Here is a 26,671-nt window from a genome sequence, read left to right on the forward strand (position 1 = left end):
TGCGCAAAAGCCGTGATCTTACCCGGTCCGCGCGCAACGGCCTCAGGCGTTGCGCCCCGCGCTTATCGACTTACTCGGCATACTCCGGGCTGCGTTGCAGCTCGCGCACCGCGCTCGCAGTCTGCTCTTCGCGCATGCGTGGAGCATGAACCGGCGCAACGGCATACCCGCGCGCGCCGCCGCGCACGAAACGGCGGCCTTCCCTGCCATACACGGCATCCGGCTCGGGGAAGATCATGAGCAGTACGACATAGATCATGCCGCCCACCGCCAGCGAAACCGGTACGCTCAGGTCGAGCCCACCCGCGAGCGATCCCAGCGGACCGACGAATTGCCCCGGCAGATTCACGAACGAAAGACCCAGGAACGCCGCCGGCAACCAGGCGCCCATCGCGCGCAGATTCCAGCCGCGCGTGAACCAGTAGTGCCCGCCGCGCCCGCCACGATTGAAGACCTGGAGGTCGTCGCCGAGATAGTGGCCGCGGCGCGTGATGAAGCCGATCACCATGATCGCCATCCACGGGCAGCTGAACGTGCAGATCAGCGTGGAGAACGTCGAGACGCTTTCCACGAGATTGAACGCGAAGCGGCCGACGAAGATGAAGCCGATAGCCAGCGTGCCGATCAGCATGGTCGCGCGCACGCGGTTCAGGAGCCTCGGGAACATGCTTGACATGTCGAGGCCGGTACCGTACAACGCGGTCGTGCCCGTCGACATGCCGCCGATGATCGCAATGAGGCACGTAGGCAGCAGGAACCAGCGCGGCGACACGGCCAGCAGCCCGCCCACATAATCGTTCGAGGCGATATAGCTCGGCGCCTTCGTCGCGATGAGCGTGGCCGTGACGAGGCCGAAGAAGAACGGCACGAACGTGGCGATCTGTGCGGCAAATACAGCGCCCATCACGCGGCGACGCGGCGTGTGCTGCGGAATGTAGCGCGCCCAGTCGCCGAGCGTCGAGGCGAACGACACCGGATTGCTCAACGCAACGAGCACGGCGCTCACGAACGCCACCCAGAAGCCCGCGCCGCCCTCGTGCAGCGTGCCGGCGTAGCGCGGATCGAACGCGCCCGCGAACGCGAAGGCGCCTACCACGAACATGAGACTCGCGGCCCACACGGCAATCTTGTTCACCCACAGCATGAAGCGAAAGCCGTAGATGCACACCACCACCACGAGCACGGCGAACACCATGTAGGCCGAGCCGAGCGTCCAGGTGTTGACCGGCACGCCGACCATGTTGTGCGCGCCGCCGACGAGCGCATCGCCCGAACTCCATACGGCGAGCGCGAAGAACGCGATCGACGTCAGCAGCGCGAGGAACGAGCCCACGATCCGCCCGTGAATGCCGAAGTGCGCACCCGACGAAACCGGATCGCTCGTGCCATTGCGCGGACCAAACAGGCTCATGGGCGCGAGAATGCAAGTGCCGGCCAGCACGCCAAGCACGATGGACCACAGACCTGCCTTGAACGAGAGGCCCACCAGCACCGGAAAACTGCCCAGCACCGACGTGGAGAAGGTATTGCAGCCGCCGAACAGCAGCCTGAAAAGATCGATGGGCCGCGCGTAGCGCGATGCATCGGGAATGCGTTCGAAACCGAATGTTTCGATCTGGGTAATGCTGTTGTCGCTCATTGTCTCACTCCTTGCCGCGTTGATCCGGTTGTTCATGCAAGCAACTGGTCAACGCACTATCAACGTCTCTCGCCCACTTTAATCGATCACAGCAGGCTAATTATTCTGCATTCCATACGTTCACATCATGCGCGGCCAATGTATGGCGCGCGCCGCTTCTTTCATTCCACCAGCGATTCGGGCGCTGCGGCATGTTGCCCATAGACGTTGAGCAGATCGTCGCAGAACGCGCGCACGATGGGCTTTTCCGCGGCACTGCGCTTGACGGCCAAATGCATCGGCACGTCGAAGCCGAACGTGGTGCGCCCGAGCGCCCGGATCAGGCCGCGCTGCTCGAACGGCTCGGCGTGATGCGCGGGCAGATAGCCGATATGGCTGCCCGAGAGGATCAGGACCGTGGCCGCGTCGATGCTGTCGGCGATAGCCGTCACCTGCCGGTCGCCGATACCCGCAAGCTCCTCCGGGATTGGATAGCTGCGCCAGACCCAGTCGTGCTCGCGCAGGTCGTCCACGTTGACGTGCGGCGCACTATGGAAAAGCGCATGTCCACGCCCGCAGCACAGCACCTGGCGCTCGCTGAACAGCTCGGTGTATTCGAGGCCCGCCACGCGATGCCAGAAGTAACCGATTGCAATGTCGAGCTGGTTGTTGACAAGACTTTCCTCGAGTTCCTGCGGCGCCGCGACCTTCATCGTGAAGCGTACGGCCTGATCGCGTTTGCGAAATGCGCCTATTGCCTCCGCGAGCCGCGCATTCTCGACATGCGAAGCCTGCCCGATGAGACCGATGCCGAGCGTGCCCACGAGTTTGCGGTCGATGTCGCGTACGCGTGCGACAAAATCGGTTGTGGCCGCAACTAGCGCACGCGCCGATGGCACGAAGCGTTCGCCCTTTGACGTGAGGCGAAAGCCGCCGCGCCCGCGCTCGCAGAGCTTGAAGCCCACGCGGGCCTCGAGCGCGGAAAGCTGCGTGCTGATGGTGGATTGCCGCACGCCTAGCGTCGCTTCGGCCGCCGTGATGCCGCGCGCATCCACCACGGCGAGAAAGACGCGGATGAGTCGCAGGTCGAGATCGGAGGTATTGGAGAACATGGCGCTAAACCCTCACATCGGAAAGCCCATCGCCTTGATACCCTTGATCCATGCGCGCTTCCAGCCGCCTTCGGCGTCGGCGCCGTCGAACGCATGGAACGTGACCTTGGCGGCCAGCCAGCGCACCGGCTCCGGCGGAATATACGTGGGGCTCTGGTTGGCGATATCGAGCGCACGCTCGGGGCTCTCGCGATCGAACAGGATGTTCAGGCCCATGAAGGCGCCGAAGCGGCTCGCCGCTACGCCAAAGCCCGTGTAACCCGCCACGAAAACGGCCTTGTCGTTCAGATAGCGCTTCGCGAACACGGAGCCGCGCGAGCAGTAGTCGATCGGGCCGCCCCACGCATGCGAGAAGCGCACGTCGGCTAGCTGCGGGAAGGTGCGGTAGAACGCTTGCGCGAGCCGATAGTAGGTCTCGGCCTTCTCGTCCTGCGGGGGGTTCGGCGCGCCGTCGAAGTGATAGCTCACGAGACCGCCGAAGATGATGTTGTTGTTCTTCGTGAGGCGGAAGTAATTGAGCTGCGTGCGCGTGTCGTAAATGCCCTGGCGATTCTTCCAGCCGATACGCGCGAGTTGCTCATCGGTGAGCGGTTCGGTGGCGAGCACGTGGTCGCGCACCTGCAGCACGCGCCGGTTGATATCAGGAATGCCAACCTTTGCCGTACCGCTACCGAACACCACGCGCGGCGCGCGCACGCTGCCCTCGGGCGTCTTCACGTACACGGTCTGGCCTTCGTCGATGACATCGATGAGCGGCGTGTGCTCGTAAAGCTTCACGCCGAGCGAAAGCGCCGCGCGCTTCAGACCCCATGCAAGCTTGGCCGGATGCACGATGCCACTGCGATTGCGTGACCACAGCGCGCCCGCGAACAACGGCGAGTCCAGTTGCTCGCGCGTCGCTTCGCCATCGAGCAGAACGACGTCGTGCCCGTAGCGTTTGTGAAGCTCGTAGTCGCCCTGCAAATGCTCGATATGCTCGGGATCGACCGCGACGGTCATTTCGCCGTTCCATTCGATGTCGGCGTCGATGCCGTAGCGCTTGAGTGTTTCCTCGAAGCCGTCGAGATTGTGATGGCCGAATGCTTCGAGCTGCGCAATGTCGTTGGGGAATACCCGTACGGCGTTGGGCAAGCCATGCATCACCGAAGTCGAGATGATGCCGCCCGCACGGCCCGACGCACCGTGCGCGACCTTGCCCGCCTCGATCAGCACGACGTTCAGATGCGGCATCTGCTCCTTGGCCTGCACCGCGGCCCAGAGCCCCGTGAAGCCGCCGCCGACGATCAGCAGATCGGCCTCTACGCTGGCGGTGAGCCTGGGTTCGGTCGGCGGTTCGGCGGGGTTGTCGAGCCAATACGGAAAGAACCGCGTGCGCGAAAGCGCTTCTTGCACGCTGAGCGTGAAGGGCGGACGCGATTCGACTTCAACTTCTGCAGGGGTACTCATCATTGGCTTCACTGCATGGATCGGGATAAACAAAGCCGTCTCGCATGGGAGGCGGCTCGCCTTGGTCCTTAGGCCTGTTCGAGCACGACGTAGAACTTCTTCGCGTCCTCGAGGGTTTCCCAGCGGCCCGCAAAGCCTGCGGGCAGGAGATAGCCCTGGCCTGCCGTGAATTCCTTGCGGCCGCCGTTCGCGTCGGTCAGGGCGATCTTGCCTTCCACGAGCCATACCGCCTCGTCGGCGGTCGTGGCCGGGAAGTCCACCGCGCCGACCTTGCCTTCCCACCAGCCGATCACGTAGTTGTTGTTCTTGCCGACGGTTGCGCGCCAGTCGCTTTCGTCCATGCCGTATTCCAGCTTGGTGAATTCGCCGATGCCAGCGCCCAGCGGTACGATGTCCTGAATCAGTTTGCTCATTTGCGTCACTTCCAGTTGTTTTGATTGAGTGACGTCAACGTTACCGACTGGCGCGGCTGCGGTATGCCCCCCCTCAGGGGGGGCAAGCGGTGTTTTGCGGCCCGATTCAGGCATTTTTGGCGGCCTAACCCCTTCAGTTATAATGAATCAGCTATTACGAATGGGCGCGCCATGCTGCTCAACGTCCCCCCGCTGAACCGCGATCAACCGAACTTTCCGCTCTCGTTCAAGACCCTCGGCAATGTGATCGAGGCCGTCGGCACGCCCGATTTCGTGCCGCGCCTCACGCTGCTGCTCCACGAGGTCGTGCCCGTCAATGTCGTGCATATCGAGCGTTCGCGCGCGGACAGCACGATGCCAACCGGCTATCGCTGCGAATGGATCGGCAGTGGCGGGGTCGGAATGGATTCGGGCGCGATTTCGGACGTGATGACGCTCTATTACGACCGCTTCTACGAAAGCGATCCGCTTTTCGCCGGTATTCGCGGCAAGCTCGGCACGATGCTGGTCGTGCGCGACATCGGCGCGATCCCGCCGGGCGAGTTCCGCCAGCGGCTCTTCGACGAGGCGCGGATTGCCCACGAATGTGTCCTCGCACGCGGCACGCGCCACGCGCAGGACTCCATCGCGCTCGAACGCGGGCTGCGCGAACCGCCGTTTACGCTCGTGGAAATGAACCGTTTTCGCAGCGTGAGTGAGTTTCTGTTTCCGCTGCTCGAACTGCACGCCTCCACGAGCGCCGCCCGGCGCATTGCCCATGCGGCGCCGTTCATGCATCCGCTCGCGCAGTTCGACGCGCGCATCAAGGCAGACAGCGTGCGCCTCTCCAAACGCGAATACGAAACCTGTGCGCACCTCATCACGGGCAAGACCGTGCCCGAAGCCGCACAGATCCTGGGCGTTCAGGTCGCCACCGCCGAGTCGTACGTGAAGCGCGCGTTCGCGAAACTGGGCGTGCGCACGAAGCGCGAGTTGATCGCCTGGGGCCACGCCGCGGTTTAGCCGCACCATTTAGCCGCGCCATTTAGCCGATTAAGGGCTTGCATACATCGACTGCCGTCGATGTAAACATCTCAACTTCAATATTTGGCCGCGCGGGATCTCCCCTACCATCGCCCGATCGATTTGACTCTAACGATCGGAGACACACCAGATGGAGCGCCAGTTCAACCAGCCGCAGGGCGGCAACGAGATGCCGCGGTTCGGCGGCATCGCCACGATGATGCGCCTGCCGCAGGCCGAGACCACAGAGGGCCTCGATGTCTGCTTCGTGGGCGTGCCGCTAGATATCGGCACCTCGAACCGCTCGGGCACGCGCTTCGGGCCGCGCCAGATCCGCTCGGAATCGGTGCTGCTGCGGCCGTACAACATGGCCACGCGCGCGGCGCCATTCGATTCGCTGCAGGTGGCCGATATCGGTGACGTGGCAACGAACCCGTACGACCTGAAGGATTCGATTCGTCTGATCGAAGCCGCGTACGACCGCATCGTCGAGACAGGCTGCCGCCCGATCACGCTCGGCGGCGATCACACGATCGCATGGCCGATCCTGCGCGCGCTGCACAAGAAGTACGGCAAGGTTGCCGTCGTTCATATCGACGCTCACGCCGACGTGAACGACACCATGTTCGGCGAAAAGATCGCGCACGGCACACCGTTTCGCCGCGCCGTTGAAGATGGCCTCCTGCAATGCGACAAGGTCACGCAAATCGGGCTGCGCGGCACGGGCTATCACGCAGAAGATTTCGACTGGTGCCGCAAGCAGGGCTTTACCGTCGTGCAAGCCGAAGCCTGCTGGAACCGCTCGCTTGCGCCGCTCATGGAAGAAGTGCGCGCGCGCGTGGGCGACACGCCCGTGTACCTGAGCTTCGATATCGACGGACTCGATCCCGCCTTCGCGCCCGGCACCGGCACGCCCGAGGTGGGCGGACTCACCGTGCATCAGGGCCTCGAGATCGTGCGCGGCATGAAGGGGCTCAACGTGGTAGGCGCCGATCTCGTCGAAGTCTCGCCGCCGTACGACCAGGCCGGCACGACCGCGCTCGTGGGCGCGAATCTCGCCTACGAAATGCTTTGCATCATGCCCGGTGTGGCTTACCGCTAGGGCGCGAGGAGAAACATCATGGGTACGAATATCGAACGGCAGATAGACGGCGAGGCGTTTGTGCTGCCCGCCGCAATCATTGCGGGCGCAACCTTCTGCGCGGTGGACAGCGAAGTGTGCTCGCGCATCTGCAACGCGGCCACGGGCGAAACAATCGGCTGGCAGGAGCACGCGACGGCCGAGATGGTCGATCGCGCCGTGCACGCCGCGCACGATGCGCTCATTGCCTGGCGCCACACGACGCCCGCCGCGCGCGGCAAGCTGCTGCGCAAGATAGCCGAACTGCTGGACGCCGACCGCGCACGCCTCTGCGCCATGCAGATGCAGGTGAGCGGCAAGCCGCCGTTCGAAGCGGACCTCGACGTGAGCGACGCCATCGCGACATTCAACTACTACGGGGGCCTGTGCGAAGACGCGTCGGTATTCGCTGCCGAAGCCGTCGCGCTGCCGGACGATGCGCTATTGGCTGAACGCATGCACGAACCGGTCGGCGTCGCGGCGCTGATCGTGCCGTGGAATTTTCCGATGGTCACGACCGCATGGAAACTCGCGCCGGCGCTGGCCGCGGGCTGCACCGTCGTCATCAAGCCTTCGGAACTCACCTCGCCCACCGAGCATATGCTCGCCGCGATCGTCAGCGAAGCGGGCGTGCCCGATGGGGTCGTGAACGTGGTCAATGGCGGCGGCGAAGTCGGCGCATGGCTGACGACGCATCCGCTCGTCGACAAGATTTCGTTCACCGGCAGCACGGCCTCGGGCCGCAAGGTCATGCAGGCCGCCGCGCAGGACATGAAGCGCCTCACGCTCGAACTGGGCGGCAAGTCCGCGCTGATCGTGCGCGAAGACGCCGACGTGGTGCAAGCCGTCTCGCTCGCGGTGGGTGGCGCGTTTGCCAACGCAGGGCAGATGTGCTCGGCAACGGCGCGCATACTCGTGCACGACAATGTGTATCGCAAGTTCATGGCGGCCTTCGAGACTGCGGTGCGTGCCGTTGTCGTCACGCCGCCGCAGGGTGCCGAGGGTGCGGATGCGGCGATGGGGCCGCTCATCAGCGCCGCGCAACACGCGCGCGTGGCAGCGCTCGTGGAGGCAGGCGTCGAAGCGGGCGCACAGATCGCGTTCGCGGGCCAGCTCGATCCCGCGTGCGCCGACGGCTTCTTCATGGCGCCGGTCGTCATTGCGGAACCCGCGGCGGACAACGTGCTGTGGACCGACGAGATCTTCGGCCCGGTCGCCTGCGTGAAATCATTCCGTTCGGATGACGAAGCAATTGCCCTCGCCAACGATACGCGCTACGGACTAGTCGCCACGGTCGTGACGGGCGACGAAAAGGCCGCGCGACGCTACAAGGCACAGCTTCGCGCAGGGCTCGTCTGGGTCAACACTCCGCAACTGATCTTTCCGCAGGTGTGCTGGGGCGGCTTCGGCCTGAGCGGCATTGGGCGCGAGCTGGGCGTCGCGGGTTTGCGCAGCTACCAGGAATTGCGGCACACGGTCGGCCTGCGCGCCTGATCGTTCTATATAGCCTTCATCACGGCCTCGCACGAAATGTGCGAGGGCCGCCACGCTGTGACGGCAGACAGCGCGACGGGAGTGGCGTCTCGCGTGGCATAATCCACGCAATATTTCCGCCACCTCACTCTCTTCGCCGTGCGCCGACTCCATCTCAGGCTGGGCAGTCTACTGGGGACGCTTGCGCTCCTCATGGCGACGCTCGCGCCTGTGGTTTCGCACCTGCTTGCCGCCCAGGCCATGCAGATGGCGTCAGGCACGGTGGAACGCGCGCCCTGCGGCATGCCGTCGATGGAGCGCCACGTTCACGGCGCGAGTGGCGCGGCGCTCACGCACGCAACGCCGGGCGACATGCAAGACTGCGGCTATTGCAGCTTCTTCGCGCACCTGCCCGTCGTGTCCGGCGTACCTGTCGCACTCTTTGTCGTCGGCCAACTCGTGCAGGCGCGCATCGAGGCGCAGTTCGAAAGCGTTCGCCTCGCCGCGCCCGCGAGCCACATCCAGGCACGCGCCCCACCCCTGTCCTGACCCAATCGACCATGCCAACCCCGGACGATACGCCCACCGTGTCGCCGGGCCTGCCCGCGCGCCGCTGTGACTCGCGCGCGTGCATAGCTCCTCGACAGGACAACTCATGTCTGATCAATCGCCGTTCAGCCGCAAGGCGCTGCGCGTGCTTGCGCTCATTCGCGCGTTCAAACCGATCAGCCGCGTGATCGGCTGCGCGTTGCTGCTCGGACCGTGCGCGGCCCATGCGCACGCCATCGCGGGCGACCGCGTATTTCCCTCCACGCTTTCCGTCGACGACCCCGGCGTAGGCGACGAAGCCAACCTCGAATTCGGACATCAGCGCGTGCCGGGCGACGCCGGCGACCAAAGCATCAACACCTTCAGCTTCGAGTACGACAAGCTCATCACGCCGCGGCTCGCCTTCTCCATGGACGGCGCCTACGTCATGCAGAACAACCCGACCGCGCGCGGCTTCGACAACTTCGGCGTGGGCCTGAAGTACCTGCTCTACGTGAACGACGCGCATGAATTCATGACGTCGGTGGGTGTGAACGCCGAACTCGGCGGCACGGGCAGCCGCGCGATCGCCGCCAACTTCTCGACGATTTCGCCCACGATCTTCGCCGGCAAGGGCATGGGTGACCTGCCCGACTCGCTCGCGTGGCTGCGGCCCGTCGCCATCACCGGCGAAGCGGGGCCGTCGTTCACGACCGGCGGGGGCCAGCCGAATTCGTTCGACTACGGCTTCACGTTCCAGTACAGCCTGCCCTACCTGCAACAGCACGTACACGACCTCGGCTTGCCGCAGCCGTTTTCCAACCTCATCCCAATCGTCGAAGTGCCTCTCTCGCGCAGCCAGGGACAAACGACCGGGACCGTCAACCCCGGCTTCATCTGGATGAACCGCTACGGCCAGCTCGGCATCGAAGCGCAGATACCGATCAACCGGGCGAGCGGCTCGCACGTCGGCATCCTCGCGCAGGTGCACATCTTCTTCGACGATGTCGCGCCGCGCACGATCGGCAAGCCGCTTTTCCAGTAAGTCCGCACATTCACACAGGAATACCGCCATGAAACTCGCTACATTGCGCACGGCTGTCGCCACGGCCGCGCTGCTGGCCGCACACCTCGCGTGGGCGCACGCTTATCCGAAGCATCAGGAACCGCCCGCGGGATCGACCGCGCCGGCCACGCTGAGCGCAGTCGTGATCGACTTCGACGATGGGCTCGAGCCCGCGTTCAGTTCCATCGACGTGACGGACGCACAGGGCAACTCCGTTATCCGCGAGAAAGCCAAGGTCGATGCGAACAACAGCAAGCGCATGTCGGTCGCGCTGAACGCGTTGACGCCTGGGAAGTATTCGGTGGTTTGGGTCGCGGTTGCGGCCGATGGCCATCGCACGACCGGACATTACTCGTTCGACGTGAAGTGAACGCGTAAAGATGAAATGAGGCCATGCGACCTCGTGCGAGATTGCAGCATGGCCCGTTCGTGATGGTTTGGCGGCTCGCCGGTTTACTGCGGCGTGGTTGCAGTAAAGGCTTCGGGCGAACCGTTCAAGGCATCGTACAGTTCGCCAACGGGCGAGTCGCCGATTTCGTTATGAATATAGGCGGTAAATGCGCAATCGTAGAGCGCGCGCCCGGCGTCGGTTTCCATCGTCATGTCGAAGCCGTTGAGAACCAGACCGGCGATCTCGTCGGCTTCGAGCAGGATGTGTTCAGCTTTCTTTCGTTCCATGGTGGTGCTCCGGTACAGCAGGATCATGGAATTTTAGAGGGAATGGCGCAGAAGTGGTGGCGAAATAAACGGGGGCCATTCGAACGTCGGCCAGATTCAAGGTGAGCGCGTCGAAGTCGCAGCGCGCGCACGCCGCTGTCTGGCTACCCCTTTCCCAGTGATTTCAATCACATCGCGCTCGAGCGCGGGCGGCAATTCCGCTTTCAGCAATTCGACCCACGCGCGAGTCTTGGCTTCGAGAAACTTCCTCGAAGGCATCAGCACATACACGCCTACATCTGGAGAGCGCCACTGAGGCAGAACGTGCACGAGTTCTCCACTGCGTATCCGATCCACCGCCGCGAAGCCCGGCAGCAGTGCAATGCCCAGCCCGCTACACGCCGCCTGCACAATTGCTTCGGGCTTGTCCGCGACCAGCGGGCCCTCGGGCTGCATCGAATGGGTCGTCTTTCCATCGGTCAGCTCCCAATGCGGCGTGGTCGACGGATTCACGAGACGCAGGCAGGCATGCCCCTTGAGATCCGCAACGGTCCTGGGCGCGCCATGCCGCTTGAGGTAGCCGGGCGTCGCGCATAGCACGCCGTGGACCTCACCCAGCCGCTGCGCAACCAGACTCGAATCCGGCAGGCTGCGCGTGAGATACACGCTCACGTCCACGCCTTCGGCCAGCAGATTCGGTATGTACTGCGAAGCGCTGTACTCCACGCTCACCGCCGGGTACTGCGTGCAATATTTCGTCACGAGCGGCACCACATAGCGATCGCCGAAGCTCGCCATGCACAGCACCCGCAGCCTCCCGGCCGGCTCCATGCGCGCGCCGCTCGCCTCCCCTTCGGCTTCCGTCACCAGGTCGAGGATCGTGCGGCACTGGTTGGCGTAGCGCTCGCCCGCGCTCGTGACCGACATGCGCCGCGTCGTTCGCTGCAGCAACTTCGTTTGCAAACGATTCTCAAGCTCCGATACGAGCCGCGAGACCTGCGCAGTCGTCAGCTCCATATGCTCCGAAGCCGCGGTGAAACTCCCGGCATCCACCACCCGCACAAAGGCGGTCATCGCGTGCAGCAATCCGTAGTCGAGATTCTTGCGCATGACGTAATAAATTTTCAGATCAGACTGTATTTTTGCACGACAGCTTGATAGTTAGGATCAGTGCGTACGTCGATGCACGACGTTTGGGCCCCAAGGCAACCGAAGGGGCAAAGCTTCTTACTGGTTTGTTACTGAGGTGATCCAAAATGAATGGCGCTGAAAGTCTGTTGCGTTCGCTGGTCGCAAGTGGTGTGGACGTGTGTTTCGGGAACCCCGGCACGTCGGAGATGCATTTCGTGGCGGCACTCGATTCGGTCGAAGGCATACGACCGATACTCGGCCTTTTCGAGGGTGTTGTCACCGGCGCCGCCGACGGTTACGGCCGCATGGCCGGCAAGCCGGCCGCCACGCTGCTGCATCTCGGCCCGGGCCTCGCCAACGGACTCGCCAATCTGCACAACGCCCGCCGCGCGTCGAGCCCCATCGTCAACATCGTCGGCGATCATGCTTCGACGCATGCGCGCTACGAAGCGCCGCTCACTTCCGATATCAAGGGCTTCGCGCGCCCGGTTTCAAGCTGGATCCACTCGTCGAGCAGCGCGTTGACGGTGGGTGCGGACGCCGCGCGCGCCGTGCAGGCCTCCATGGCCGAAGGCGGCCAGATCGCAACGCTGATCCTGCCCGCCGATACGGCCTGGTCGCAAGCAGACGGCGCGGCGGCGCCACTGCCCGTGCAGGCGCCCGCGCTCGTGAGCGAGGACACCATCGAGCAGATTGCGGCACTCGCCCAAAGCGGCGTGCGGACCGCCTTCCTGCTCCGCGGTCAGGCATTGCAGGAGCGCGGCCTTCGTGCCGCCGGAAAGATCGCCGCGAAAACGGGCGCACGCCTACTGTGCGACACGTTCGCGCCGCGCGTGGCGCGCGGTGCCGGACGAGTGGTGGTCGAGCGCCTGCCCTATTTCGCCGAACAGGTCGTCGAGTTCCTCGCCGGCACGGAGTTGATCGTGCTGGTTGGTGCGCAGCCGCCAGTGAGTTTCTTCGCCTACCCGGACAAGCCGAGTTGGCTCACGCCTGAGGGTTGCCGCATCGCCGTGCTGTCGCATCCGCACGAAGACGGCACGGCCGCGCTCGAAGCACTGGTCGAGGCGCTGGACGCCCAGCATGCCATCGCCCGAATCAACGCCCGCGCGGCGGTCGACTTTTCGCCCAACGGTGCGCTCGATGGCGAGTCGATCATGCGCAGCGTCGCGAAACATCTGCCCGATAGCGCCATCATCACCGAAGAATCGTCGCTCGCGATGGCTTACTCGGGCCTGCTCGAAACCGCCGCTCCCCACGATCTGCTGACGCTCACCGGCGGCGCCATCGGCTGCCTGATGCCCGTTTCGATCGGCGCGAGCGTGGCGTGCCCGGACCGCAAGGTCGTCAACCTTCAGGGCGATGGCAGCGCCATGTACACGCTTCAGTCACTCTGGACGCAAGCGCGGGAAAAGCTCGACATCGTGACGGTCATCTACGCGAACCGCGGCTACAAGATCCTCGCGAACGAACTCAAGCGTGTAGGCGCCCGGACCGACGGCGCGCACGCCGCTTCCATGTTCGATCTCCAGGACCCGTCGCTCGATTGGGTTGCACTGGCACGCGGCATGGGCGTGGAAGCCGTACGCGTCGAGTCGCAGACGGATTTCGACGCCGCGTTCGCCGGCGCAATGAAGCGCCGCGGCCCGATGCTGATCGAAGCCGTGATTTGAGCGGACCGTTTGCGTCGAAAGGGCTCAACGAGCGATTCAATTATTGATGAGGTTAAGGATGTCAAAGCAATTCCGGCTACCCGCCGAAGCAACGGCCGCGCAAATCCGCGCGCAACTCGATGCCATGAAGCAGGCTCAACTCAAGGAGGGCCCGCCCTCGCTGGCCCTTCGCCGCGACCGTATCGATCGCGCGATCGATCTGCTGCGTTCGAACAAGGATGCGCTCGTCGAGGCGATCAACGCCGACTATAGCTGCCGCGGCAAACAGCAGACGCTGCTCGCCGATATCCTCGCCTCGATCGAAGGCCTGCGCTTCAATCGCGAACATCTCGAAGCGTGGATGGCGCAGCCCGCGACGGCCGAGCCGTTTCCGGGCGTCAAGGCGCGCGTCGAGTATCAGCCGCTGGGTGTCGTGGGGATCATCAGCCCGTGGAATTTTCCCGTCGTGCTGGCGTTCGGGCCGCTTGGCGGCGCGTTTGCGGCGGGCAACCGGGCCATCCTCAAGCCATCGGAGCTGACGCCGCAAACATCGGAATTGCTGGCCGAACTGATTGCCCGCTATTTCGACAGCGACGAACTCACCACCGTGCTCGGCGGCGCGCAAACGGGCGCGGCGTTCAGCGCGCAGCCTTTCGATCATCTCGTGTTCACGGGCAGCACGCAGGTCGCGCACCATGTGATGCGAGCGGCATCGGACAATCTGGTGCCTGTGACGCTCGAACTCGGCGGCAAGTCGCCGGTCCTCGTGAGTAACGACGCCGATCTCGCCCTCGCGGCCCAGCGCGTGCTCACGGTGAAGACCTTCAATGCTGGTCAGATTTGCCTCTCGCCGGACTATGTGCTGATTCCAGCGGAGCGCGCCGAAGCCTTCGTGCAGCATGCAAAAGCGGCGGTTGCGCAGATGTACCCGACCATGCGCGAGAACCCCGACTACACCGCGATGATCAACGTGCGCGGATTCGAGCGGCAACTGGCGCTCGTCGAGGACGCGCGTCAGAAAGGCGCCAACGTGGTGAATCTTGGACCCGCCAGCGAAGATCTCTCCGATCCGGCTGTGCGCAAGATGGCGCCGACGATCATTCGGAATGCCAACGACACGATGCGAGCGATGCAGGAGGAAATCTTCGGCCCCGTTCTGCCCGTGGTGACCTACGAGACGCTCGATGAAGCGCTCGCGTATATCAATGCGCGTCCGAGGCCGCTCGCGCTTTATCATTTCGCCAATGACGCACTGGAGCAACACGAGGTTGCAAGCCGAACCACCTCGGGGGCGCTCGTCGTCAATGATGCGATGACCCACGTGTTTTTCGACTCGCTGCCATTTGGGGGCGTCGGGGCATCTGGCATGGGCCACTACCACGGCGAATATGGATACCGTACGTTTAGCCATGCGAAACCCGTTGTCGTTCAAAGCGCCGGCGGCGAGTCGAATCTCCTGATGCGCGCGCCTTATCTGGCGGCTACGGAAAGCGTAGTCAACGGGATGATCGGCGCCTGACGCATCGGCAGTGCTGGCCGCGCATGAAACGCGGCCAGCGCGCGCTCTGACTCAATGGCACGCAGCAGCCATTCGATGCGCGATGATGCATCGCATCAATCACGCCCGCATACCGACTCCGCATTACCCGTCGCCCCCCGCCGCAGTTGTCGTATGATGGATTGAATGTTCTGGTTGGCAATACGCCAATCCCTCATGGGCCCTCCTCTGAGCCGTTCAGCCGTGACCGAAGCGACGACCGTGGCGAGGCCACCTCTCCTGCTGACCACGAAGGTCATTGCGCCCCGCTTGCCCGCAGGTTTAATCGATCGACCACGCCTGAAGGCTTTAAGCGCGCAGGTGGAGATACGGCGCATCACCGTCATCAAGGCGCCTGCCGGATTCGGCAAGACGTCTCTCGCGCTCACCTGGCTCGACGCGCTGCGTGCGCACGGCGCGCTGGTGGCATGGCTCTCCCTCGACGCCGACGACGACGAGCCAGCCCGTTACTTTCATCACCTTGCACATGCCTTGCAGCGCGCGTGCAGCACGGTTGGCACATCCGCCATCGGCCTGAGCGCCGAGGCGTCGTTCGTCCCGGCAAATTCGCTTGTTGCAACGCTCATCAACGAACTTGCCGAAGTCGACGATGAACTACACGTCTTCATCGACGACTATCACCTGATCAACGCAGCGGCCATTCACGAAGCGATGTCGCTATTCATCACGAATATGCCTTCGAATGTGCACGTGGTGATCTGCACACGCACCGACCCGCCCTTGCCGCTGGCGAAGCTGCGCGCCGGCAACAGTCTCTGCGAGATCGATGCGTCGGCACTGCGATTCAATTTCGATGAGGCGCGCCGCTTCGTCGAGCACGAGTGCCCCGGCAAGCTAGGCTTCGGCGATCTGAAGTCGCTCTATACCGCAACCGAAGGATGGGCTGCCGCCCTACGCATTTCGGCATCGGCGTTGGCGCGGCAGGACCGCCCGCAGGGCTGGCAGCCGGGCGTACCGGGCGGCGCGTCGAAGCCGGTGTCCGACTACCTTGAAGACCTGCTTCAGCATCTGCCGCCTGCAACGCAGGCATTCATGCTGCGAACCGCGATCCTCGAGCGGCTGAGCGCACCTTTGTGCGAAGCGGTGACGGGCATCGAGTCGAGCCAGGCCATGCTCGATGACATCGTTGCGCGTCAACTGCTGCTGGAGCCGATCGACCTCGAAGGACGCTGGTTTCGCTATCACCGGCTGATGGCCGACTATCTGCAGCGGCGTCTGGAAGCCAGCCACCCTGGCGAAATCACCGGCTTGCACCGCCGCGCCTGGCAGTGGCACGCCGAACAGCAGCATTGGACCGATGCCATAAAGCACGCGATTGCCGCTGGCGCCACTGACGAAGCCATAGTCATGATGGAGCGCTGCGCGAAGGCGCTTTTAAAAGCCGGGGATCTGCTCACGCTGGTCGGCTGGCAACGCCAGTTTCCGGCCGATCTCATGCGCGCACAGACCGCGGTCACCATTGCGACCGCGTGGGGCATGGCGCTCGCGATGCGCTTCGGCGAAGTCAGTGCGATGCTCGATTCGATCGAACGCGACGCGCAAATCCAGTCGGCCGACACCATTCAATGGGACTGTCTCGCCATTCGCTCGGCCCTCGCGGCCTTGCAGGATGATCCGCACCGGGCGCTGGAACTCGCGCGTCAATACCTGAGCCGCCCGTCAACGGACGCGTGGACGACCAATGCGGTTTCCAATGTCGCGCGCTTCAGTTATTGGAAAACCGGCAATCTCGACGCGCTTTACGCCACGCCATGGATTCCCGATTCATTGGAGGAGGACCAGCGCAGCGTCTTTTCGTCGGTCTATCGCCTGTGCCTGCTCGGTCACGTGGAACTGCAGCAGCTGCACGTTTCGATTGCAGAGCGCCGCTTCAATGAAGCGATGCAACTCGCCGAACGCTACGCGGGACCCCACTCCATATCGGCAGCGTTGTGCGCGCCCATGATCGCGCAGATCCGCTATGAGCAAGGCCGCATCGATGAAGCCGAAGCACTGCTTCTCGAACTCATGCCGGTCATCGACCGTGCCGTTCTGCTCGATAGTGTGCTGATCGCCTACCGCATTCTGGTTCGCATTGCCGTAGCGCGCGAAGACTATGCGGGCGCGCATGTGCTGCTCGATCAGGCGCAAATACTCGGCCAGGCGCGCGCCTGGAACCGGCTGCTCGCCGCAGCGCTGGTCGAGCGCACGCGGCTCTATCTCGCCGAAAGCCGTGTTCCTGAAGCGGCTGCGTGCGTGGCGGACCTTCGCGAACTCGCCGCGCCGCGCGAGCCGTCCGCTTCGCCTGTCTCACCCGAAATCGAGAACTACCGCGACCTGGGTGCGGCCTGCCTCGCACTGCAACGACACCAGGTATCCGAAGCCGTCGAACCCCTGCGCATGGCGCTCGCGCGTTGTGAACGCATGCAGGGTAACTATCTGGCGCTGCGTCTTCGAACCCTGCTCGCCATGGCCTGGCTGAGCGCGGGAGAACATCACCGCGCGCTCGAGACTTTTCACGAAATCGCAGATAGTGCCGCGCCTGCTGGCATTTACCAATCCATCCTCGATCAGGGGGCCGCGGTCGGGCCGCTCCTGCGCATGGCGCATGAACGCATGCGCAACGCAGCGCGCACTCCGGACGTGACGGCATGGCTCGACCGTTTAAGCGACGGGTGGCGCGCGATGTATGAACCGCAGAGCAAACCGCGCCGCGAGGGCGAGCGCGAGCCGCTAAGCTCGCGGGAGCGCAATATCGTCGAGTTGATCGCGCAGGGGCAATCCAATAAGGAAATCGCGCGCTCGTTGGGCATCACGCCCGAAACCGTCAAATCGCACCTGAAGAATATCTTCGCGAAGCTCGCGGTGGACAAGCGGGCTCAGGCTGTTTCGCGGGCGCAGGCGCTTGGACTTGTCAAGCATAGCTAAGCGTCGTCCCGTCACATCGCGGCGAATACGCACGCGTGTATCAGCACCCCCACGAGCCCACCAACGAACGTACCGTTGATGCGGATGAACTGCAAATCACGGCCAATTTCCGCTTCGAACTTGCCACTGACCTCTTGCGCATCCCATCCCTTCACGACGTCGGTGATCAAACCAGAAAGCTGGTGCCGATAGCGCAACACCAGCATCCGCGCGATCTCCAGCCACCAGGCATTGAGTTTGTTCTGTATCGCGCTGGCGCTGACCAAGGTCTTGCCAAACGAGGTCAACGCGCCGGCGATCATGTCGCGCGCGACCGACTGCTCGCGCGCTGCATCGTCGGCAACACGCGCGCGAACGCGGTCGAGCAGGAGGCGATAATAATCACCCGCCTTGAAGTGACGGATGCAGTCGCGCAGCAGGAGTCTGCCGAACCTGCGGTATTGAGCCGCCGTTTGCAGGTCGCGCGACAACTCCGCCACCGCCGAATCGAATTGACGGCGGAGTTCGTGATCGGGATTCGCCGCTACTTCGTGGACCAGCGCGACAACTCCTTCGACAAATTTGTTGACGATATAGGTGTCGAGCGGCGCAGGCGTAAACCGCGATGCCTCGCTGAATTTCGCCTTGATCAGGCCGACGTTGGCCGTCAGCCAGTGTTCGACGGCGCCCAGCCCGCGATCCAGCAGCGGTTGATGGCGATTGCCTTCAGTCAGGACACCCAGGATCTCTCCCGCAACGCGAGATACATCGAGTGTGCGCAATTGCGGCAGAAGCAGGCGATCGAACAGATCTTCGACGTCCGACTCATCGATACGCTCCAGCAAGCGCGGGAGCGACTCGACCACGACATCGGCGATCGTCGAGCTGTTTTCCTTTTCGGCTAGCCACATGGCCAACGCTCGCGCCGCGTTGTATTCGCTCAACCGGCCCACCACGATTTCCGTGGTCAGGAAGTTCTGCTCAACGAAGCTTCCCAGGCTTTCCGCAATGCGCGCCTGGTTCCTGGGAATGATGGCCGTATGCGGCATGGCGATGCCGAGAGGATTGCGGAACAACGCGACCACCGCGTACCAGTCTGCGACCGCGCCCACGGTGCCCGCTTCGGCAAACGCGCGCACCCACGCAAGCCACGGATTGCTCGCCTGCCATGCAACACTCACCGCGAGCAAGGCGATCATCGCCACGAGCAAACAGGTGGCCACTGCGCGCATGCGCCTGAGCCGAGCCACTTTGACATCCACGACCGCACGCGCCTTCCCATCCTGAATCCGCTCGTTATCGTCGGTCGCCGAACTCAACTCGCCTCCTGCTCGAGAAACGCCTTGACCATCGGAGCGATTTCGCTGGCGCGCGTAATCAGAAACAGGTGACCGTCGTCGATCACATGGAGCGTCGCGTCGCGAATGCGCGCGGCAAGAATCTTCGCATTGGTGAGAGGCACGATCGGGTCGTCGTTGCCATGCATCACCAGTGTTTTTTGGCGCAGCGCGCCGAGCCACGGCAAGCTCGTCCATCCTGATGCAGCCAGCAGCTGATACAGATAACCGCGGCCGCGCGGCGCCTGGATATGACGGCTGTGCTCTTCGAGCAGCGAGGCATCGCGCCGGTAGGCGCCTCCGTATATCTCGGCGCCGACTTGCTTCAGGTAAGCCGGGTCCGTATAGCGCCGCGGCCCCACGAGCTTCGACAGCACCGAAAGCCGCGCGGGCACCATGATCACCCCCGGCGACGTCGCCGCGAGTATCAGCCGCCGGCACCGCCTTGGGTACAGATGCGCGAACTGCTGCGCGAGCGCCCCGCCCCACGACACGCCCAGCACATCGACGGGACCGGCATAGCCCAGCCGCGTGAGCAGCTTGTCGGATAAGACAGCAAGCGTCGAGAACCGGTACGGGATCAGGGGAGCGGGCGAGCCGCCAACGCCCGGGACGTCGAAAACGATCACGGTGATGTCTTCGAGCGCCTCGACGAAGGGTTCAACCAGTTCGAGATTGGCGCCAATGCCATTGAACAACAGCAGCGGCGGGCAAGCGTCGCGACCGCGACGCACGCCGACACGCAACAACTGACCATCCAGATCGATCATCTGAATTTGCATGGCATCGACAGTCTCTGGGCTCGTTCGTGTATCGGTCATCCGGTTTTTCCCCTGGCTCGGCAATTCATTATCGTTGTGGATCGTGGCGGCTCGCTACATCACTTCTTTGGCTGCATCAGCGCCTTGATCTCCTCCACATGTTCAGCCAAGCGCTTCGTGACGACCGCGATGCTGTCGGTCTGGGCGCGATACGCCGCATCCGCGAGTTCCTGCATGTCGATGAAAGCTTTTTGGAGTGCGTCCTTCATGCCCTCGCCCGCGTTTGCGACGCCTTCGCTTCCGGGCGTCGACAGACGCGTCATAAGCGATTGCAGTTCGGTCATCTTCGAGCGGAGGATTTCCACCTGCTTTTGACCGAGTTGCTGCACGCCGGCAAGGGCGGTCATGTTGGCCTCGGTGAGCGCCTCGACGTCCTTGCGACGGGATTCGAGGAATGCGCTCACATCCACGCCCGGCATCTTGAACTGCGAGATGAGCTTCGTATATTCAGCAAAAATGCTGTTGGGGTTGATCGTTGCCATGTTTGAATCTCCTGATTGAATTGAAAAAGCGCTTAATTAACGGATTGAAAATCGTTAGTCTTGCAGAACATACGTTCCGGGCGCGCTTACCTTAACCGGATGCTTCTTGCTGCCGGTCGCTGCCGGAGCGGCGCGCTTCTCGCCGGACCGGGCGACGAGCCAGTCACGCCAGTTGTTCCACCACGAATCCTTCTCGGCCTGTGCGTTGTCCAGCCACGCATCGGAACTGGCGGGCAACGAAGGGTTGAGAAAATACTTCGCCTTCGGATTGCCCGGCGGATTGATCAGGCTCTGAATATGCCCGCTCGAACTCAGCACAAAACGGGTCTCGCCGCCAAAGCGCCGCGCGGTGTTATACACGCCCTTCCACGGCGTGATGTGGTCCGTCATGCCAGCCACCACGTACTTGTCACAACTCACCTGGGACAAGTCGATGGGCGTGCCCAACACCGTCAGCGCGCCGGGCTTGCTGAAAAGATTGCCGGTGAAGATGTCGAGCAGTTCGCCGTGAAATTTCGCCGGCAAGCGGGTCGTGTCGTTGTTCCAGTATAGGATGTCGAACGCCGGCGGCGCGTTACCCAACAGATAGTTGTTGACCCAGTAATTCCAGACCAGATCGTTGGGGCGCATCCACGCGAACACGCGGCCCATTTCTTCGCCGGCCAGCACACCGCGCGAAATACTGTGCTGCTTGGCGGCCGCCACCGCCTCAGGCGTCGCGAAGAGGCCCAGCTGGGAATCGGCCGTATTGTCGAGCACGGCAACCATTAGCGTGGTGGCATTGACTGTTTTCTCACCGCGGCTCGCCAGGTGGCCGAGCAAAGCCGAGATCGTCATGGCGCCGGAGCACGCGCCGTGCAGGTTGATATCCTCGCTACCGGTGATCTCACGCACGGCAGTAATCGCCTCGATCAGCGCAGTCACGTACGTATCGAGATCCCAATGGCTTTGCGCCGCAGTCGGGTTGCGCCAGCTGACCACGAACACCTGCAGTTCGTTGTCGAGCAGATAGTTGACGATGCTCTTGCCTTCGGACAGATCGAAGATATAGAACTTGTTGATCTGCGGAGGCACGATGAGTTGCGGCCGGCTGTAGACCTGTTGCGTCGTGGGCGTGTATTGAATCAGTTCCAGCAATTCATTGCGAAATACCACCGAACCTTTTGAAGTGCCGAGGTTCTTGCCCACTTCGAATGCCGTCTTGTTCACCTGCGCCGGCATGCCCTGATTCTTGAGCATGTCCGTCACGGCATTGTTGAAGCCGTCCAGCAAGCTGATTCCGCCCGAATCGACCACCTTCTTGAGCGCAGCCGGGTTGCCCAGCAGCGTGTTGGTCGGCGAGGCCGCATCGGTGATGAGCGAGACCACGAACTTCGCGCGCTCGCGGCTGTTTGCATCGAGACCCGAGCGCTCCACGAAACCAGCAAGCGAGTCGCGCCACGCGAGATAGCCTTGCAGCGTCATGCGATACATCGGGTTGTCCTGCCACGCCGTGTCCGCAAAGCGCTTGTCGCCTTGAGGCGGTGCGGTCTTTGCACTGCCCGAAACGATGCCGAACATCTCGCGCGCCAGCGCCATTTCCTGCTCCATCACCAGTGCGGGTTGTCGCATTGCCTGCGCGCCGATCTGCTGCACGGCCGCGAAAACATCGCAGGGACGCAGCCCGACGAACGGATTGGGGCCCGGCAGGGCTTGCTCGACCGAAGCGGCCAACGCTTTCGCGTTGTCGCTTTGCTGGGGCATTTCAGGGGTTACCGCCATTTTCGACTCCTCAATAGTCTCTTTTCGTCTCGTTCGCCATTCGCGAAGCCACGGGTATCACGCAATCAGCATCGCGAGTGTTTGTGCGACCAATGCGGGCTTGTCCTCGCCCTCGATCTCCAGCGTGTTCATCGTCTTGACGAGCACGCGGCCTCCTCCCTTGCTCTCCGCCGACTCGAGCGTGACGCGGTTGCGCACGCGTGCTCCGGCCTTAACGGGTGTCATGAAACGCACCTTGTCGAGCCCGTAGTTCAATCCCGCCGAAGCATCCTTGGGGACGATGCCGATTTCCATCGCGAGGCTCGCCAGCAGCGACAACGTCAAGTAACCGTGAGCGATGGTTCCGCCGAACGGGCTCTCGCGCTTCGCACGCTCCACATCCACATGTATCCACTGCCGGTCGCCGGTGCACTCGGCGAACGCGTCGATACGTTCCTGATCGACCACGACCCAGTCCGATACGCCCAGCTCGCGGCCCACAAAGTCGCCGAGCGTCTCGACGCGGTAATTTTCCAGACTCATCGCTTCCACTCCTGGCTATTGTCCAAACCCGGCCCGACCATTCAGGCGATCTGCTCGCGCAGCGCTTTCTTGTTGACCTTGCCGACGCTCGTTCTCGCCAGCGCTTCGACGAACTTTACGGTCTGCGGCACCGCATACTTCGAGATCCGCCCCGATGTGCTGAACGACAGCACGTGCTGCTTGATGTCTTCCTCCGTGACCGCCACGCCCTCCTTGAGCACCACCAGCGCGACGGGCCGTTCTCCCCACTTCTCATCCTTGATGCCGATAACGGCCACTTCAGACACGCCCTCGTACTGCGAAATCAGGTTTTCGATTTCCAGCGACGAAACCCATTCGCCGCCCGACTTGATGACGTCCTTGAGGCGATCGGTAATCTGCACGTTGCCAGTCGGGTCGATATTGGCGATGTCCTGCGTATGCAGATAGCCGCCCGCCCAAAGCTGCTCGCTCGCCTCGGGATTCTTCAGATAGCCTTGCGTGAGCCACGGCGCACGCGCGACGATTTCGCCCGTGGATTTCCCGTCATGCGCGAGATCGGCCATCTCGTCGTCCACCACGCGAAGATCAACGAGCGGAACCGGAAAGCCGGTTTTGCATCGCAGGCGAATTTGCTCGTCGGCATCCAGCTTTTCGGCGCCCGGCGGAAGCTGAGCGAGACTCAGTACAGGACAGGTCTCGGACATCCCGTAACCGGCGAACACGTCGATGCCGCGTGCCAATGCCGAGGCGGCCAGGCCCTGCGGCAACGCGCTGCCGCCAATGATCACTTTCCACTTGCTGAAGTCCGTCGCTTTCGCCTCGGGGCACATGAGCAGCATGTGCAGGATCGTGCTCACGCAGTGCGAGAAGGTCACGCCCTCGTCCTCGATTAGCCTCGCCAGCCGTTCCGGCACGTAGCGGCCCGGGTAGACCTGCTTCACGCCGAGCGCCGTGGCGATATAAGGCATGCCCCATGCGTGGACATGGAACATCGGGGTGAGCGGCATATACACATCGCCGCGATGAAAGCGTTGCCCGGAAACCGGCGCGGCGAGCGCCGCCATGAGCGAGATGGTGTGCAACACCAGTTGCCGGTGCGTGAAGTAGACGCCCTTCGGCAAACCTGTCGTGCCGGTCGTATAGAACGTCGTTGCGCGCGTGTTCTCGTCGAACTCCGGGAAATCGTAGCTCGTGCTGCTTGCGGCCAGCATCGCCTCGTACTCGTTCGAGAACGCAATGGCGTGGGCGGGCGCTTCGCTGCCCGGCTCGTCGATCCACACAAACGTGCGGACGGTTTCGAGCTGGTCCTTGATGGACTCGACCACTGGAATGAAATCGGAGTGAACGAACAGGACTTCGGCGCCAGCGTGGTTGATCGTATAGGCGATTTCCGCGGGAGACAGACGCACGTTCACGGTTTGCAGCACCGCACCCATCATCGGGACTGCGAAATAGCTCTCGAGGTAACGATGGCTGTCCCAATCCATCACCGCGACGGTGCTGCCGTATTCCACGCCGAGCTGGGCGAGACCGTTGGCAAGGCGCGCAATGCGCTCACGAAGGGTCGCATAGCTCATCCGCACCTGGCCGCGAAAGACGATCTCCTGCTCCTGTGCCTGAGAGAAGGGCGTATGCAGCAATCGCTTGATCAGCAACGGATAAGCGTAGGCATTGCTGGCGTGAGCCGTCTTCACGTCGTCCGACATCGATATCTCCTTGGTTCCTGAACATGGATCACACGAACGCCGGTGCCTTGTTTCTCGTTGTGGTTGGGCGACGTTCCGTTGAAGCAATGATCCCGGCAAAGGGATGCCGGCAATATCCCCCGGATGGGGGAGCGCAGCGAAAACCCCGAGATGGCGCGATAAGGCGCGATTTGATGATTTGAAAATCTCATCACAGCAATTCGCTGTGATTGTTGGAGGAGATCGAACGCACGCCTAAGATTTGGCGCAGCAATAGCCAAACGGAGCTTTCCATGCCAATGACACATGTCTCAATGCGCGCCGGAAGGACCGCGCAATTTCGCACCGCAGTCCTGAAGGGGATTCACGAGTCGCTGCATGAGGCGCTCGGCGTTCACCCGGAAGCCTTCTTCATGACGATCACCGAGCACGAAGACGCCAACTTCCTCGCGAACACGACGTTCCCGTTCAAGCGCAGCCCGGAACTGCTGCTGGTTCAGATCACGCTGACCGCAGGACGCAGCGCCGATGACAAGAAGCGCTTCTACGAACACCTCGTTAGCAAACTGCAAGCCACGCTGGGCGTCGATCCCGCCGATGTCTTCATCAACATCATCGAAGTGGCCAGCGAGAACTGGTCGCCCGGTAATGGGCTTGCGGGCCGCAACGCCGCCATTCCCGCTGCCAGTTCGCCCGCTGCTTCCGCCGCCAGCTAATGACGGCGTGAAGCCACCTGAAAGCCATTCTGTAGCCGTGAACCCAATCAAACTGGAGTCGTCATGACCAAGCCGTACGCTGTTCCCCTTTCGCCCCGTGGACTTTCGAGCATCGCGCCGCCGCCGCCGTGGCACTATTCCGGCGATTTCATCCTCGTCGAATTCTGGGCGGATCCCGCGGCGGTGGCCGCCGTGCTCCCTAAGGGCCTTACTGCCGATCCAGCGTCGCCGGGGCACGCCACGGCTCTCTTCATCGACTGGCAATTCACCGGCGGCAACGACGAGATGCTCGACCCGGCGCGCTATCAGTACCGCGAATTTTTTATCCTCGTGGACGCGCTGCACGACGGCAAGCCGGTTTCGTATTGCCCGTACATCTTCGTGGACAACGACTCCGCGATGATGCGCGGACTGATTCAAGGCTTCCCGAAGCGCTATGGCCAGGTGCATCAAACGCGTTCGTTCGCGGCGCTGAGTCCCGCCGCGGCGCCCGTTGCAGCCGGTACGCGCTTCGCCGCGACGGCTAGCGCCGCCGGACAGCGTCTTGCCCGCGCCGAGGTCAAGCTGGAGAAGGCCGTCGAAGACGTTTCCAAACTCAGCATCGCGGGCCGCCCGGTCGTGAATCTGCGCTATTTCCCGCGCCTCGCCGCGGGCCAGCATGAAACGCCGGCCGTGAACGAACTCGTGCTGTCTGTCATGGACAACGCGCAGATCGCCGGCGTCTGGACGGGTGAAGGCAAGCTCTCGTTGCCGATCGCGGAAGGCGAGGAGATTTCGGATCTCCAGCCCGTGCGCGTGGGCGCCGGCTTCCGGGGTTCCATGGCGTATAGCGTGACGGACCTGAAAACGCTGAGCGACAACACGAAGTAAGTGCACCAAAACAATGAGGGCCACGGCGTGCCTCCCCCGTTTGTGGGAGGACATGCCATTTTTCAACGGATAATATGCGGTGAATTTATGCGGCCTGCGCCGCGCTCGAACATTGATCTGCATATTGACTGCTTCACATGGCCCTCATGACCGACACGTCCGATGAAATGCGGACAAACCAATGGTTTAGCGCGTTACCTGCCGAAGAACAGGAAGCGCTGATCCGCAGCAGTGAACTGATGACGCTGGGCACGGGCGAATATCTTTTCCATCGCGGTGACGCACCGTGCGCGTTTTATGGCGTCAAGAGCGGCCGACTCAAGGCCTCTACGGTTCGCGAAGACGGCAAGGAAGCGATCCTCGCCGTGATCGAACCGGGCAACTGGTTCGGGCAGACCTCGCTGACGAGCCGGCAGCCACGCGCGCGCGACGTCATTGCACTTGAGCGCTCGACCCTCCTTGTCGTGAAGGCGGCGGCCTTCGAGGAACTGATGCAGCATAGCCACGCGTTCGTGCGCGCGATTGCGGAGTTGCAGTCGCTTCATATCAACTGGCTTTATCGGATGGTCGAAGACGCCACGCTGCACTCCACGCGCGCGCGCATTGCCCGCCGCCTGCTCTCACTCGCTTCCGGCGATGTGACGCTTGCGCCACAGTGCCGCCAGGACGTGAGCCTCTCGCAGGACACGCTCGCGATGATGCTGGGCATCACGCGCCAGACGCTTTCGCTTGAACTCAAGGCGATGGCGGAAAAAGGCGCGATCACGCTCCGGTATGGCCGAATCGAAATCTTGTCGAAAGACATCCTCTCATCCTTTCAGGATTACCAATGATTT

24 protein-coding genes are annotated in these 26,671 nt (G+C 62.9%); 12 read left to right on the plus strand and 12 right to left on the minus strand.

The genetic code is table 11. The annotated features are described in order from the left end of the window. Window positions 1-70: 70 nt before the first annotated feature. From L0U83_RS21395 to L0U83_RS21410, 4 genes are all read right to left on the minus strand, one after another. Complete coding sequence (locus L0U83_RS21395; RefSeq protein WP_233886071.1) at window positions 71-1,639, minus strand: purine-cytosine permease family protein; 1,569 nt, start codon at window positions 1,637-1,639, stop codon at window positions 71-73. 161 nt (window positions 1,640-1,800) lie between these two features. Continuing rightward, window positions 1,801-2,730 carry a LysR family transcriptional regulator gene (locus L0U83_RS21400; RefSeq protein ID WP_233886073.1) on the minus strand — a complete coding sequence of 310 codons (930 nt, stop codon included), beginning with the start codon at window positions 2,728-2,730 and terminating at the stop codon, window positions 1,801-1,803. Between the two features lie 12 nt (window positions 2,731-2,742). Further along, window positions 2,743-4,176 carry an NAD(P)/FAD-dependent oxidoreductase gene (locus tag L0U83_RS21405; RefSeq protein ID WP_233886074.1) on the minus strand — a complete coding sequence of 478 codons (1,434 nt, stop codon included), beginning with the start codon at window positions 4,174-4,176 and terminating at the stop codon, window positions 2,743-2,745. 68 nt (window positions 4,177-4,244) lie between these two features. Continuing rightward, complete coding sequence (locus tag L0U83_RS21410) at window positions 4,245-4,589, minus strand: cupin domain-containing protein (protein WP_233886075.1); 345 nt, start codon at window positions 4,587-4,589, stop codon at window positions 4,245-4,247. A gap of 171 nt (window positions 4,590-4,760) precedes the next feature. Between L0U83_RS21410 and L0U83_RS21415 the strand changes: the two genes are divergently transcribed. The 6 genes from L0U83_RS21415 to L0U83_RS21440 all read left to right on the plus strand — a co-directional run bounded on the left by L0U83_RS21415 (window position 4,761) and on the right by L0U83_RS21440 (window position 10,148). Continuing rightward, on the plus strand, window positions 4,761-5,591 hold the full coding sequence (locus L0U83_RS21415; RefSeq protein WP_233886076.1) for a helix-turn-helix transcriptional regulator: 831 nt from the start codon (window positions 4,761-4,763) through the stop codon (window positions 5,589-5,591). Between the two features lie 151 nt (window positions 5,592-5,742). Next, on the plus strand, window positions 5,743-6,693 hold the full coding sequence (gene speB, locus L0U83_RS21420) for an agmatinase (protein WP_233886077.1): 951 nt from the start codon (window positions 5,743-5,745) through the stop codon (window positions 6,691-6,693). Window positions 6,694-6,711: 18 nt separating this feature from the next. Continuing rightward, the gene (locus L0U83_RS21425; RefSeq protein WP_233886078.1) at window positions 6,712-8,205 is read left to right on the plus strand and encodes an aldehyde dehydrogenase family protein; all 1,494 of its coding nucleotides are present in this window, start codon (window positions 6,712-6,714) and stop codon (window positions 8,203-8,205) included. Window positions 8,206-8,343: 138 nt separating this feature from the next. Beyond that, the gene (locus L0U83_RS21430) at window positions 8,344-8,733 is read left to right on the plus strand and encodes a DUF2946 domain-containing protein (RefSeq protein ID WP_308445056.1); all 390 of its coding nucleotides are present in this window, start codon (window positions 8,344-8,346) and stop codon (window positions 8,731-8,733) included. A gap of 106 nt (window positions 8,734-8,839) precedes the next feature. Then, window positions 8,840-9,757 carry a hypothetical protein gene (locus L0U83_RS21435; protein ID WP_233886080.1) on the plus strand — a complete coding sequence of 306 codons (918 nt, stop codon included), beginning with the start codon at window positions 8,840-8,842 and terminating at the stop codon, window positions 9,755-9,757. Window positions 9,758-9,785: 28 nt separating this feature from the next. Further along, complete coding sequence (locus tag L0U83_RS21440) at window positions 9,786-10,148, plus strand: copper resistance protein CopC (RefSeq protein WP_233886081.1); 363 nt, start codon at window positions 9,786-9,788, stop codon at window positions 10,146-10,148. An 83-nt stretch (window positions 10,149-10,231) separates the two neighbouring features. On the opposite strand, the gene L0U83_RS21445 is transcribed toward L0U83_RS21440, so the two are convergent. Together L0U83_RS21445 and L0U83_RS21450 are read right to left on the minus strand one after the other, a co-directional pair. Continuing rightward, a complete protein-coding gene (locus tag L0U83_RS21445; protein WP_233886082.1) occupies window positions 10,232-10,456 on the minus strand; it encodes a hypothetical protein in 225 nt (74 codons plus the stop codon). Window positions 10,457-10,552: 96 nt separating this feature from the next. Then, window positions 10,553-11,545, minus strand: a complete 993-nt coding sequence (locus tag L0U83_RS21450; protein WP_233886083.1) for a LysR family transcriptional regulator — start codon at window positions 11,543-11,545, stop codon at window positions 10,553-10,555. A 146-nt stretch (window positions 11,546-11,691) separates the two neighbouring features. Between L0U83_RS21450 and L0U83_RS21455 the strand changes: the two genes are divergently transcribed. The 3 genes from L0U83_RS21455 (at window position 11,692) to L0U83_RS21465 (ending at window position 17,680) form a co-directional block, all read left to right on the plus strand. Beyond that, on the plus strand, window positions 11,692-13,236 hold the full coding sequence (locus L0U83_RS21455) for an acetolactate synthase large subunit (protein ID WP_233886084.1): 1,545 nt from the start codon (window positions 11,692-11,694) through the stop codon (window positions 13,234-13,236). Between the two features lie 58 nt (window positions 13,237-13,294). Then, window positions 13,295-14,734 (plus strand): coniferyl aldehyde dehydrogenase, encoded by a 1,440-nt coding sequence (locus L0U83_RS21460; protein ID WP_233886085.1) that lies wholly within the window; start codon window positions 13,295-13,297, stop codon window positions 14,732-14,734. 222 nt (window positions 14,735-14,956) lie between these two features. Next, on the plus strand, window positions 14,957-17,680 hold the full coding sequence (locus L0U83_RS21465) for a winged helix-turn-helix domain-containing protein (protein WP_233886086.1): 2,724 nt from the start codon (window positions 14,957-14,959) through the stop codon (window positions 17,678-17,680). Window positions 17,681-17,691: 11 nt separating this feature from the next. Here L0U83_RS21465 and L0U83_RS21470 read toward each other — a convergent pair whose 3' ends face one another. The 6 genes from L0U83_RS21470 to L0U83_RS21495 all read right to left on the minus strand — a co-directional run bounded on the left by L0U83_RS21470 (window position 17,692) and on the right by L0U83_RS21495 (window position 24,270). Next, window positions 17,692-18,891, minus strand: a complete 1,200-nt coding sequence (locus L0U83_RS21470) for a DUF445 domain-containing protein (protein WP_267939475.1) — start codon at window positions 18,889-18,891, stop codon at window positions 17,692-17,694. An 83-nt stretch (window positions 18,892-18,974) separates the two neighbouring features. Then, window positions 18,975-19,817, minus strand: coding sequence for a poly(3-hydroxyalkanoate) depolymerase (gene phaZ, locus L0U83_RS21475; RefSeq protein WP_233886088.1), 843 nt, complete (start codon window positions 19,815-19,817; stop codon window positions 18,975-18,977). 59 nt (window positions 19,818-19,876) lie between these two features. Then, window positions 19,877-20,299 (minus strand): phasin family protein, encoded by a 423-nt coding sequence (locus L0U83_RS21480; protein WP_233886089.1) that lies wholly within the window; start codon window positions 20,297-20,299, stop codon window positions 19,877-19,879. A gap of 54 nt (window positions 20,300-20,353) precedes the next feature. Then, the gene (locus tag L0U83_RS21485) at window positions 20,354-22,060 is read right to left on the minus strand and encodes an alpha/beta fold hydrolase (protein WP_373321075.1); all 1,707 of its coding nucleotides are present in this window, start codon (window positions 22,058-22,060) and stop codon (window positions 20,354-20,356) included. 57 nt (window positions 22,061-22,117) lie between these two features. Continuing rightward, window positions 22,118-22,582: a MaoC family dehydratase gene (locus tag L0U83_RS21490; RefSeq protein WP_233886090.1), complete on the minus strand. Its 465-nt coding sequence runs from the start codon at window positions 22,580-22,582 to the stop codon at window positions 22,118-22,120. A gap of 41 nt (window positions 22,583-22,623) precedes the next feature. Beyond that, a complete protein-coding gene (locus L0U83_RS21495; RefSeq protein WP_233886091.1) occupies window positions 22,624-24,270 on the minus strand; it encodes a fatty acid--CoA ligase in 1,647 nt (548 codons plus the stop codon). Window positions 24,271-24,542: 272 nt separating this feature from the next. On the opposite strand from L0U83_RS21495, the gene L0U83_RS21500 reads away from it, so the two are divergent. The 3 genes from L0U83_RS21500 (at window position 24,543) to L0U83_RS21510 (ending at window position 26,668) form a co-directional block, all read left to right on the plus strand. Then, complete coding sequence (locus L0U83_RS21500) at window positions 24,543-24,965, plus strand: tautomerase family protein (protein WP_233886092.1); 423 nt, start codon at window positions 24,543-24,545, stop codon at window positions 24,963-24,965. A 63-nt stretch (window positions 24,966-25,028) separates the two neighbouring features. After that, complete coding sequence (locus L0U83_RS21505; RefSeq protein ID WP_233886093.1) at window positions 25,029-25,835, plus strand: acetoacetate decarboxylase family protein; 807 nt, start codon at window positions 25,029-25,031, stop codon at window positions 25,833-25,835. Between the two features lie 137 nt (window positions 25,836-25,972). Then, window positions 25,973-26,668 carry a Crp/Fnr family transcriptional regulator gene (locus L0U83_RS21510; RefSeq protein WP_233886094.1) on the plus strand — a complete coding sequence of 232 codons (696 nt, stop codon included), beginning with the start codon at window positions 25,973-25,975 and terminating at the stop codon, window positions 26,666-26,668. Window positions 26,669-26,671 lie beyond the last annotated feature (3 nt).

This window comes from Paraburkholderia flagellata (genome assembly GCF_021390645.1).
GTDB classification, from domain to species: Bacteria; Pseudomonadota; Gammaproteobacteria; order Burkholderiales; family Burkholderiaceae; genus Paraburkholderia; species Paraburkholderia flagellata.